Source organism: Spiroplasma syrphidicola EA-1 (genome assembly GCF_000400955.1).
GTDB lineage: Bacteria > Bacillota_I > Bacilli_A > Mycoplasmatales > Mycoplasmataceae > Spiroplasma > Spiroplasma syrphidicola.
In genome coordinates, this window is record NC_021284.1 from 773,000 (window position 1) to 784,960 (window position 11,961).

At 28.3% G+C, this 11,961-nt stretch carries 12 protein-coding genes; 1 reads left to right on the forward strand and 11 read right to left on the reverse strand.

Features of this window, described 5'->3' with window-relative positions; translation table 4 throughout:
- Nucleotides 1-31: 31 nt before the first annotated feature.
- The 10 genes from SSYRP_RS03580 to tsaE form a co-directional block, all read right to left on the reverse strand.
- On the reverse strand, nucleotides 32-1,225 hold the full coding sequence (locus SSYRP_RS03580; RefSeq protein ID WP_016340950.1) for a lipoprotein: 1,194 nt from the start codon (nucleotides 1,223-1,225) through the stop codon (nucleotides 32-34).
- 44 nt (nucleotides 1,226-1,269) lie between these two features.
- Nucleotides 1,270-1,998, reverse strand: a complete 729-nt coding sequence (locus SSYRP_RS03585; protein ID WP_016340951.1) for a hypothetical protein — start codon at nucleotides 1,996-1,998, stop codon at nucleotides 1,270-1,272.
- Between the two features lie 143 nt (nucleotides 1,999-2,141).
- Nucleotides 2,142-2,759, reverse strand: coding sequence for a hypothetical protein (locus SSYRP_RS03590; protein ID WP_016340952.1), 618 nt, complete (start codon nucleotides 2,757-2,759; stop codon nucleotides 2,142-2,144).
- 264 nt (nucleotides 2,760-3,023) lie between these two features.
- Nucleotides 3,024-4,613 carry a spiralin repeat-containing protein gene (locus SSYRP_RS03595; RefSeq protein ID WP_016340953.1) on the reverse strand — a complete coding sequence of 530 codons (1,590 nt, stop codon included), beginning with the start codon at nucleotides 4,611-4,613 and terminating at the stop codon, nucleotides 3,024-3,026.
- Between the two features lie 273 nt (nucleotides 4,614-4,886).
- The gene (locus SSYRP_RS03600) at nucleotides 4,887-5,945 is read right to left on the reverse strand and encodes an alanine racemase (protein ID WP_016340954.1); all 1,059 of its coding nucleotides are present in this window, start codon (nucleotides 5,943-5,945) and stop codon (nucleotides 4,887-4,889) included.
- A gap of 91 nt (nucleotides 5,946-6,036) precedes the next feature.
- Nucleotides 6,037-6,639: an FMN-dependent NADH-azoreductase gene (locus SSYRP_RS03605; RefSeq protein WP_016340955.1), complete on the reverse strand. Its 603-nt coding sequence runs from the start codon at nucleotides 6,637-6,639 to the stop codon at nucleotides 6,037-6,039.
- A 106-nt stretch (nucleotides 6,640-6,745) separates the two neighbouring features.
- A complete protein-coding gene (locus SSYRP_RS03610) occupies nucleotides 6,746-7,462 on the reverse strand; it encodes a YebC/PmpR family DNA-binding transcriptional regulator (protein WP_016340956.1) in 717 nt (238 codons plus the stop codon).
- A 44-nt stretch (nucleotides 7,463-7,506) separates the two neighbouring features.
- Nucleotides 7,507-7,935 carry a GNAT family N-acetyltransferase gene (locus SSYRP_RS03615; RefSeq protein ID WP_016340957.1) on the reverse strand — a complete coding sequence of 143 codons (429 nt, stop codon included), beginning with the start codon at nucleotides 7,933-7,935 and terminating at the stop codon, nucleotides 7,507-7,509.
- Complete coding sequence (tsaB, locus tag SSYRP_RS03620; protein WP_016340958.1) at nucleotides 7,919-8,509, reverse strand: tRNA (adenosine(37)-N6)-threonylcarbamoyltransferase complex dimerization subunit type 1 TsaB; 591 nt, start codon at nucleotides 8,507-8,509, stop codon at nucleotides 7,919-7,921. Before tsaB ends, SSYRP_RS03615 begins: the two co-directional genes overlap by 17 nt.
- Nucleotides 8,502-8,969 (reverse strand): tRNA (adenosine(37)-N6)-threonylcarbamoyltransferase complex ATPase subunit type 1 TsaE, encoded by a 468-nt coding sequence (gene tsaE, locus SSYRP_RS03625; RefSeq protein ID WP_016340959.1) that lies wholly within the window; start codon nucleotides 8,967-8,969, stop codon nucleotides 8,502-8,504. Before tsaE ends, tsaB begins: the two co-directional genes overlap by 8 nt.
- Before the next feature lie 109 nt (nucleotides 8,970-9,078).
- On the opposite strand from tsaE, the gene SSYRP_RS03630 reads away from it, so the two are divergent.
- Nucleotides 9,079-10,065, forward strand: coding sequence for an NAD(P)/FAD-dependent oxidoreductase (locus SSYRP_RS03630; RefSeq protein ID WP_016340960.1), 987 nt, complete (start codon nucleotides 9,079-9,081; stop codon nucleotides 10,063-10,065).
- 30 nt (nucleotides 10,066-10,095) lie between these two features.
- Here the strand turns inward: SSYRP_RS03630 and SSYRP_RS03635 are convergent, their stop codons facing one another.
- Nucleotides 10,096-11,955: a hypothetical protein gene (locus tag SSYRP_RS03635; RefSeq protein ID WP_016340961.1), complete on the reverse strand. Its 1,860-nt coding sequence runs from the start codon at nucleotides 11,953-11,955 to the stop codon at nucleotides 10,096-10,098.
- Between the last annotated feature and the right edge of the window lie 6 nt (nucleotides 11,956-11,961).

The following is an 11,961-nucleotide window of genomic DNA, read 5'->3' on the forward strand; positions in this document are numbered from 1 at the left end:
AACCTTTATTAATTAATGTTTCTTATTGATTTTACCCAAAAGTAACATTAATTTTATAAGCATAAAATGGTACATCGACATCATTTACAACAGCTAATAATTCTTCATCATGATTATAGAATAACATTGAGCCTGGTTTCACTTCTAAAACAGCAGTTTTTTTAACATAGTCAACATTTGTAATTCAAAATTCTTCATTTAAAATACTACTATATTTATTAGCAAAATCTTCACCAAAATATTTTTCAACTAAATCTTTGGCCATCTCGTCTATATTATTAGCATCATAACTTTTATCAAGAGTTTCCTCAATATAAGTATAATGCCCCTTTTCAAAACTATCTAATGGTTTGTGCGTTGAAGTTACATAATCACGAGAATCATCAATAGCATTAAAACTAAAAGTCATTTTTCCACTATTAAAAATTTTATTAGTTGGGGGTGTTAAAATAAAACTTCCTTGATAATTACTATCAAATGTTGCTTTAGCTACATTTGGTGTGCTCATTCAGCTTTTTCCTCAATCAACCATTTGTTTTTGAAAAAATTCCATTAATAAATTTTTTCCACCAACAAATTCTAAAACAAACGGCATTATAAACATTACTGTCGCTCCAGATTGCTCATCTTCTTCTAAAATACTTACATTTTCATTAAAATAATCTATCACAGAATGGGAAAAATAAATATCCCCTAAATTTTGGAAAGGTATTAAATCACTTCATTCCATTGGTTCATCATAAATTGTTACTGTTCCATTAAAATCCCCAATTCCAGTTAATGTAACTTGTCCTAATTCTTTATCATAATTAATTTTAACTTCATTTGTTGTTAAATTTGTTTGATTCAATAAATTAATTGCTCTTAAAATTTCTGATTCGGTTTGTTTTTTTTCTTCAAAAGCACTAATTGCTAATGATGTTTTAGTAATAATTTTACTAATATCATTTGTTACTGGATTAATTTTTATTGTTTTAGTGACAAATGGTGCTTCTGAAGGTTGGCCCATATAACGAATTGTTGCTTCCTTTAAACCAGGTAAAAATTTAACTTGTAATTTTTCAATACTATATCCTTCTTTTGCTAATTGTTGATTTAATGCAAAGGCATTTGGAATAACGGCATAACTATCATTGATTTTAGCATTAGTACTACATGCAACTACAGCAGTTGCTCCTGATGCAGTAATTGCTACTGCTCCTAATATACTTAATAATTTTTTCATTATTATTTCTCCTTTAATTTTTGTTTTTATTTACTTATTGATTATTAAGCTGAAAAAATTACATTATTAGGTGGGCATTTTCCCTTTTTAAATTCTTTTAAAAAGTTTGATCATTGTAAATAATAAATGGAATTATTATTTTCCAAATTACCAATAACTAATAAAAATTCAGAGGTAGAAATTTTAATTTGGTTTAAATTATCAATGAAAAATAAGTAATTAAAATATTCAATAAAAAACTCATCAAAATTACTATAGAACGAAAAATTTCGAATTAAATTTAAATAAAACTTAACAACATAAATAATTGTAACTGTCACAAAGAAGAAAAAAATAAATAAAACATATAAAGTTATTAAAAAATAATAAACTTGATTATAAATTTCTAAGGGAAAATCGACAAAAATCTCATTCAGAATATTAAAATCAAAATTATTAAATAATTTGAAAAAAATGTTAAAAATATTAATAAATCATAAAATAATTAACACTCTATTATTAATAATAAAATTTTTTCAAATTAGTAAATAACTATTTTTAATTAGTTTATAACTATTCTTAAGATTACGGTAAAAATCTATAATTAATATCATATAAAAATTAAAAATAAAAAACATTAGGATTATATAAATAATATTAAAAATAAAATAAGAGAGAAAATGCATTTCAATTATATAGCTTGGCAATAAGAAAAAGACATTATTTAAGAAAATAAAAATTAAAACTATCGTAATAAAAGAAATTAATCAATTTTTAATTTTATATATGTTCATAAATCCCTCTTTAAATAGTTTTTAAGTAATATTGTTTGATTATATTCTAATTTAATATTTTTTGCAAATTTTAATAGCCCGATTAATCTAATCTAAAAAAATAAATGAACTCCTAAGGAGTTCATTTATTAAAATTAGTTATTTTATTTACGGGGTGAAAACTTTTCCGCTTTTGGCCGAGGAGCAATTGGTTCCAGTGGCAATGTTCCTTCTTTACGCATTTTTCGTTCTTCTGCTTTTTTTCGCACCATTTCTTCACGTTGACGTTGATATTCTTTTTTAGAATTAATTTTTTGTTCTTTTTTTTGTTCTTTTGTTAATTTAACTTTTTTCTCAATAATGTCAATGCGTTTTTTTGCTTCAACTAAATCAATTTCTTGATTAACAATTCAAGTTGTTTCATATTGCTTTTTCCCAACTTTTTTTGAAATTCCTTCAATTTCAAAAGCTTTTTGTTCTAAAAAAGAATTAGTTTTTGCTTCATAAATATCAACAATTACATCAAAAAGATCACGATATTTATATTCTTTCCCTTTTCGGGCAATAACTTTTTCATATTCTAAACGTAAATTTTTACGATTATCAGTTTCTTTAATATATTCTTTAATTTTATCTTTTACCTGTTTTTTTCGTTTTTCACGTTCTAATTTTTGGGCTTTACGACCCATAATTGAGGAAACAATTGCAAAAATAATTACCGCCAAGACAATGATAATTAAAATAATATTCATTGTTGCTCCGCCACCTAAAAAATCTGACATTATTAAAACTCCTTTTTATATTTCCTATATCTTTCTTACATTATGCACTAATATTAACAGCATTTCAACTAAAAAATTGGCAAGAATTAAAAAATATGGTAGCTATCTTAAATATAAAAAAACAGATACTATAATTTATTTTAGTATCTGCTAACGGGCCTATTTATACATTATATTATTATTAAGTAAGACTAATTTATATAATATGTATTAAGTTGATGTAAATATTTTATAAAATGTAATAATATGTTAGATAATAACAGCCTATTTCAAAGTATTAGTAAAACTAAAAGTTCCTGTAATCAATTTTGAATCAGATGTTGCGGTCACTGTAAATTTAACAACTACCCCTGATTTTTGATTTGTATCTTTATCTTGATCATTTGTTAAATTAAAATCTTTCTCTGAAACTGATAATTTAGTCTGTTCGTTAATCGCAGTCACAACTGCTTTAATAATTTCAGCATCCTGATTTAATTCACCATATGTCTGTTCAGACTTTGCAACTGTTCCTAAATCAGTCATAGTAACCTTCTCAATACTATTTTTTTCCAAAGGTGGTTCAGTCAAAGTATTAGTAAAATTAAACGAATCTTTAATTAATTTTGAATCAGATGTTGCAGTCACTGTAAATTTAACAGCTACCCCTGATTTTTGATTTGCATCTTTATCTTGATCATTTGTTAAATCAAAATCTTTCTCTGTAACTGATAATTTAGTCTGTTCGTTAATCGCAGTCACAACTGCTTTAATAATTTCAGCATCCTGATTTAACTCACCATATGTCTGTTCAGACTTTGCAACTGTTCCTAAATCAGTCATAATAACCTTCTCAATACTATTTTTTTCCAAAGGTGGTTGAGTCAAAGTATTAGTAAAATTAAACGAATCTTTAATTAATTTTGAATCAGATGTTGCAGTCACTGTAAATTTAACAGCTACCCCTGATTTTTGATTTGTATCTTTATCTTGATCATTTGTTAAATTAAAATCTTTCTCTGAAACTGATAATTTAGTCTGTTCGTTAATCGCAGTCACAACTGCTTTAATAATATCAGCATCCTGATTTAACTGACCATATGTCTGTTCAGGCTTTGCAACTGTTCCTAAATCAGTCATAGTAACCTCACTAATACTATTTTTTTCCAAAGGTGGTTCAGTTAAAGTATTAGTAAAATTAAACGAATCTTTAATTAATTTTGAATCAGATCTTGCAGTGACTGTAAATTCAACAACTGCCCCTGATTTTTGATTTGCATCTTTTTCTTGATCATTTGTTAAATCAAAATCTTTCTCTGTAACTGATAATTTAGTCTGTTCATTAATCGCAGTCACAACTGCTTTAATAATATCAGCATCCTGATTTAACTGACCATATGTCTGTTCAGGCTTTGCAACTGTTCCTAAATCAGTCATAGTAACCTCACTAATACTATTTTTTTCCAAAGGTGGTTCAGTTAAAGTATTAGTAAAACTAAAAGTTCCTGTAATTAATTTTGAATCAGCTTTTGCCGTAACTGTAAATAATACTTTTCCAGCTACTTGTTTAGCTTTTTCATCTTTATCATTTTTTAAATTAAAATCAGCTGCCGTAACAGTTGATTTTAATTTTTTTGATAAAGCACCATTAATTGCATCAACTACACTTTTAAGAATTGTTTCATCTTTATTTAAATCTCCATATGTCTTGTCATGATTTAAAATTGTTTTTGGATCATTTACAACAGTTTTTGAAATATCTTTTTTTTCAACTGTTGGATTATTGTCATTGTTGGTTGTTTTACAAGCGATAACACTTGTTGCACCAGTCGCGGTAAGACCAAAGGCTCCTAATATTGCTAGTAATTTTTTCACTATTTATTATCCTTTCTTTGCTTAAAATAAGCTACTTCAAGTATATAATTTGAAAAAATCCATATCTAGCGAATTTTTTAGTTTTTGAAAAAAAAAAAAAAAAATGATAATTATTGGCAATTTAACGGTGTTTGCCATTTATTAAGAATAACTAACTAATATTACAAACAAAAAAAGTTACTCTTTAAAATTAAATTATAATGAGCAACTTTGTGTAATATTTTTATATATTGGTATCGCTATTGCTTGAATAGCAAGAGATATATTATCATTTTAAATTAAATATTCTTTAACAACATATTCACTATTCATTAGGGCAAGATTTGCTAGGTAGGTTAAATTAAATTTAATAACATCCCCAACTTGATAATCTTTTTCACTATTAGTTACATCTAGAATAGTGTAGTCTGGCCCTTGGCGTAAAATTTTAATATTATCATCAGTGGTAATTAAATCATTACTATAACAATCTTGATGACCTAAAGCAATAACTGCCTGCTTATGATTTGGATTACTATCTGTTGCAAGAAGTTCATCATCTCCCCCACTAACGGTAATTTTTGTGGACAAGGATGAAGGATAAACTTCAATAATTTGAGCTTCTAACCAACTTGTTTCTTGTTCTAAAAATGGAATTGGTTCATGGTTTAACCCAACACCCATTAAAATTCCAGTTCCACTACGAATTTGATTATTAGCCTTATCAAGATTTTCACTATCTCAAATACTAATATGATTTGATCCTCCACAACTAATTAGCGAAATACTAATCCCTAGTTTTTCTTCAAGGATTCTTTTAAAATGAGCTAAATTATTTAGTTTATTAATAACAACATCAGGTTCATCATATTGACTAAGATTTGTTCCTAGCCCCGTTAAAACTAAATTGGAAAAAGTAGCAATTTCAGTTAATTCCGCGATAAAATGATAATTACTGTCAAAAGCTGTATGTAATTCTTTTTCATTAATCATTAAAATAATTTCAACATGCTTATTTTGGCGAATTGCCTCTTGATTTAAGTTTCGCATGGTTTGTAAATCAGAAATAAAAGTACAATCAGCATATTCAACTAAGTATTTCAATTCTTTTAACATTGGCGCACGCAAGAGCATTTTTTTAATTGGAATATCTTGATATTTTTTTAAGTTTAAAACGCGTGAATCACCAATTGTTTTGATTCCTTGGATTGCCAAAGCTCAAACAATTTCTTCATGGCCAGCCGCAAGATTAACAACACTAACTAAATCCAAATTCCGGTTAGCTGCTTCTTTTAACATTTCGCGGCAATTACGACGTATTTTTGATAGATCTCATGTAATTTTTGGATACATTATTTCCCTCCCATGTTAATAGTTATTAATATTGGTTAATAATTAATATGGTTGCCTTGTAACTGCCTGGTAATAATTTAAAATTTAACTGTTAAAATGTTTTAACTGCTTTTTGAATTTGCTCATCATACTGATCAATTAATTGTTCAGGAGTTAATTCTTTCATCGGACTAACTTTTGTTCCAGCGATTAGAATTGGTTCATTAACTTGTGCCCCAACAAATTCTCATGTTCCTTTTAAGTATTCCGTATGATTTCCTCATAAATATCATCCATAAGGTGCTCCCTGGGTTGTTAAAATTTGTACTTTTAAATGTGGTAATAACCCAATTGCATCACCTTTTTTTGAATATTTATATGAAAATGTTTTATCAGCCACTAAAATATGGTCAAAATAATTTTTAACTAATCCACTAACATTAAAATTATTCATTGGACAGCTGATGATTACTTTATCAACATTTTTTAATTGGTCAACATAAAAATCAGTATCTTCAGCATTAAAAAAGGTTCCAAAGTTATCAACTGTTAAAGTTTTTAACGCCATTGCTGTTTTATTTAAATCTAAATAAATAAACTCATCTTGGGGATTTAAAGCTTGATAATGTTTAATAAAACGTTTAGTTAACGCGATTGAATATGAAGTTTTTTCTGGACTAACTGTCCCATTTATAACAAGAATTTTTTTGCTCATTGCTATTTCTTCCTTTCTCATAGTAATAATATTATTTTACCACCTTGCTAAATATTCGCTTAGATAAAATTTATTTTTTATAAAAATTAAAAACTAGATTAAAAACTTAATCTAGTTTAACATTATGATAGACTTCTTGGACATCATCACATTCATCAAGCATATTTAATAATTTTTCAAAACGTTCTTTTTCTTCCCCAGCTAAAGTAATTTCTTCTTGCGCTAGCATTGTAATTTCCGCCATCGCAAAATCACTAATTCCCATGCTATCTAAGACTGTTTTAACTGCATTAAAAGCAGTCGCAGGAGCATAGACAACAACTTGGTCTTCTTCATCAACAACATCATTAACATCACAATCTGCTAATAATAACTGTTCAAAAACTTCATCAACACTATGCTTTGTAAAAGCAAACAAAGCTAAATGATCAAATAGATGAGTTACAGCGCCAGATACACCAAGTTTACCCCCAGTTTTTGTAAAACAATTACGAACTTCAGCGACAGCACGATTAACATTGTTTGTTAATGTTTCAACAATAATTGCACTACCCCCAGGACCATAGCCTTCATAACGAATTGCTTGGTAATTATCATTATCATTACCACTGGCTTTTTTAATTGCCCGTTCAATAACATCTTTTGGTACTTGTTTTGATTTAGCTTTATCAATTGCGTTACGTAAAGCTAAATTAGCCGTTGGATCAGGGCTCCCTTCACGGGCCGCTAAATAGATTTCTCGGGCCATGCGATTATATAAGACAGCTTTTTTCGCCGATGTTGCGGCCATTGATTGTTTACGAACTTCAAATGCTCTTCCCATTGTTTTTTTCTCCTTTTTCTTCCTTATTTATTATACCTTAAAGTTTATTTTTTATATTCCATAACAATAGCATTATTTTGACCATAATATTTATCAATTGTCCGAATTATCGCAAAACCATTCGCTTGATATAACTTTTGGGCAATAATATTTGTTGTATTTACTTCTAAAAACAGCTTTTCAAATTGAAGGGTAGTTAATAAGTATTGTAAAAATCACTGCCCATAGCCTTGATGCTGTTCTGATTTTTTAATTGTTAACCTAATTAATTCCAAATCCGGGCCACTCTTTAATAGCAGCGCATAACCAAGAACTTTATCTTCAGAAAGTAATTTTAGACAATAATAGTTTTGATCATTTATCATTAAAATTAGATTACGATATTTATAATAATGGTCGGGATAATTCTCTTTTTCTAGCAAAAAAATGAAAACACCGTCACTATTACTAATTGGTTTAACGGTTAGTTTCATTAGTTTCAACCGCCTTTTTCAAATATAAAGGTGCTAAATCATCTACTGTTTCGCTAAGAGTAAAATAAGGTTTTAAATTTAAATAATTATTTAAATAATCAAATTCAAGTAAATCTTCGCGGATTTCATAACCAGCAAACTGTTGACTAATTTCTCGACAATTTTCTAATGTAAGCAACTGAATTGGAATAATTTCTTGGCCATTTTGATAGATGGCAAAATAAAACTGGCTTCCTTTCGCATCAATCATTGAAATACAATTATCTAACCCAGCTTGGTATAATAGACTATTAATTGTATAAACATTCAGATTAGGATTAATTGTTTTCAAAATCATTGCGATTGTGATTGGAACCCGAATGCCAGTGTAACTTCCTGGTCCAATTGTTAAATATAACGCCGTTAAATCTTTTAACTTTAAATTATGTTCACCAAGTAATTTTGTGATTGTTGGAACCGTTAATTCTGTGTGTTTTCGTTCCCCATCAAGATGATAATCGCCAAGAACAATATTATTTGATTCTAAAATTAAGGTTAAATATTTCCCTGTTGTATCAATAAATAAACTATGCATGATAAAATTCCTCTTCTAAATTTGCTAGTAATCCAGGATTTGTTGTTCTAATATCAATTAACCGCCCAGTTGATAATACTTCAATTGTAATTTCTGTAATGACTCATTTTAATGGTAAATATTGCTTAATTGGGGCTGGTCATTCAATAATATTATAGCAATCATTAGCAGCATCTAAATACATTTCAGCTTCTTCAGGAGAAATGTTATCTAATAAACGGTAAAAGTCAAAATGATTAACAGTTAATTCATTTGGACACTGGTATTGGTTCATAATGACAAAAGTTGGTGAAGTTACTAATTCATTATAACCAAGGGCAGCTAAAAGTAATTTTGTGATTGTTGTTTTACCAGCCGCTAATGGCCCATTCAGTAATAGTACTTGATTTGGACCAGCAAATTGAGCTAAAATTTGGGCTAATTTTTCACTGTCTTTTAAACTATTTATGTTAATTTGCATTTACTTCCTACTTTCTTTTCTAATTATACCGAGAAAATAAAATAACCCTTACTTTTTTTTAAAAATATGTAATAATAATATAAAAATACAATGAAAGGTTTATTTATAAATGAAAGATTTACTAATTATCGGCGCTGGGCCGGTTGGATTATATGCATGAAGTTGTGCCGGATTAATGGGCTTATCTGGTTATATTATTGAAGGTAATTCTGCCCCCGGTGGACAGCCAGCCGAACTATTTCCCGATAAGGCAATTTATGATCTTCCTGGGATTGATAAAATTACCGGGCAAGATTTTGTTAATAATTTATTAGCAAACACCAAAAAATATTGTGGTAATATGACTCTCTTATTAGAAACAAAGGTTAGTGAGCTAACTGAAATTAATGATGGTTTTGCGGTTAAATTATCAAATAATACTGTTATTGAAGTTAAAACAATTTTAATTACAACTGGAAATGGTGTTTTTACGCCGATTAAATTAGAACAACTTGATAGTAATGTTACCTATCAGAATCTGACTTATCAAATTAATAATCCCCAGCAATATCATAATAAAAAAATTGCAATTTTAGGTGGTGGTGATTCAGCACTTGATTGAGCTAATCATTTTATTGAAGAAAAAATTACAAGCAATGTCACTATTGTACATCGCCGTGAACACTATCGGGCAAAAGAAAGTAGCGTTGCCAAATTACAACAAAATCAAGTCACAGAATACAAAAACTATCATATTGAAACAATCACAACTAATGGGGAATTGATCACTGAAATGACTCTTATTCATAATGATGATAATAGTTTAGTTTCTTTACAAGCTGACTATTATTTAATCCAATATGGTGCCAAAATTGCGCCTTCAGTTATTAGTCAATGACCATTAACATTTACAAGAGCCAATAAAATTATTATTAGTCCTAGTGGTCAAACTTCCCATCCCCGCATTTTTGCCGCTGGTAATATTGCTGCCTATGAGGGAAAATACTATAATATGGCAACTGGTTTTGGAGAAAGTATCAATGCCTTATATAATATTACAAAAATAATTCATGGCGAAAAATACCATCCAGGCTATTTAGGGGCTGATTTACAATAATAAAAAAAGGAATTATAATAATTCCTTTTTTTAACCTTTTAAGACATAAATCTCATCTTCCCCACTCGGTCCGACATCAATTTCAAGATTAGTAATATGGCTTTTAACTAAAGCTTCTTCTCGTTCTCACATTTCCTGGTACGGATCAGTTGGTTCAGTTAAGTTAATAAAATCATCTTCAAATTTTGATTTGCGAATTTTACGGGCTTTTTCTTGTTTTTTCAACCAAATGCGGTGAATAATTGGTAGTCGTAAAATAATTCCTTTAACTGAACGTGGGGCTCATAAAATTGAATTTATTAAAATCAGCATAATTGAGGTAACAATTAATCCAAAGAAAATTGATAATAAGATGTTTCAGCCCCACTGATACTGAAAATTCTCATCATAAATATTATTGGGGTTATAGGAAACATTAATAAATAAATAGTTGACTAAAATAGCAATGATAATTGGAACTAATAGAATCATTCAATTACGAAAGACACCTTTGAAACTACTATTATAAGTTAGATACATCCAATTATAAACTCATAAGTAAACAAAGCGAATGAAAGTAACGATACAAGTAATAATTAAAATTCCATATAAAGCACTTTTATAATCATTAAAGGCGAATCGTGAAATAATCGCAACAATAACAGAAATAACAACATTAGCAATCCCTAAGTAAAAAATCGGCATTGCTACCTTTTGGTAGTTTCCTTTCGCATAAATTAAGACATTTGCAGGCTCTCCTAAAATAATAAACACCGAAGAAATCGCAATTAATAATGAAAAAGTTGGATAATAGAAAATATCATTAAAAATAGCTAGTTCTTGGGCTGTTCACCCAGAAAAGTCAACACCAATTTGGGGAGCATATAACGCTGTCACAAAATATGGGGATAAGATAAACTGGTTAATAAATAAGAAGGCGCCAATCATAAAAGCGTATGTTTCAAACTTAATATAAGTATCTCAATTAATACGGCCATTCTTTGCTGTTCAAGCGGCAAAAAATTCACGGAACGAATTAATTAAAATTAACATAATACTACGAACCCCAACCGCAATTGTCATATACAGCGACAAAGTTGAAGAAATATTCAAGCCTAATAAAATGGCAACAACAATTGCATCTAAGTTAATAATTAAAGTCTCACCAATGTTTTTAAAAACAATAATATTACTCTTTTTAACTAATTGCATATTATCTTTTTGTTTCATAATTCTAATTCATGGATAATTTAGTCTTACAAACAAATAAACTAAGACGCCTTTCATTAAGGAATACATTAGGAAAATTAAGAAAATAAAAAGTGGATCAATTGTGACAGAAATTGCATAGAAAATAATTGAATATGCAACTAAATCACAAATCATCATGACTAAACGACGAATATGGTTATTTTGATCAGCTTGCATTAAATTTTCATAGCAAGCTGTTCAAAATAATCCAATTAAATTTTTTGAACCAATTAAAGCAACAATTATCATCATTTTTCATAAAGCATATTTTTCGGCCACGCCATTAACGGTTACTAAAAAATCTTTTTCAAAAATATATGTGTAACTACTATATGCTAATGAAATCCCTAATAATAAGAATATTCCAATAATTCCAGCAATGCGATACTGATGTTTTGTTGTATTCAAAATTTCATTAGCGCGAATATAATCTTTTTGTAATAAAGGTTTTAATAAGAAAATAACAGTTAAAGAACCTAATGCTCCCTCAACACTTCCTAAAAACGCAACAATTGCAATGGTATTCTTTACAAAACCGTTAAACTTTGGACCATAACTTGAAATTAGTAAATACATTAAAATAAATTGGAAAATCGTCCCAATTAAAGAAGTTAATGCTCCAATTAAAATTGCAAAAATCCCTTTTTGTGTTGACAACATAATGTT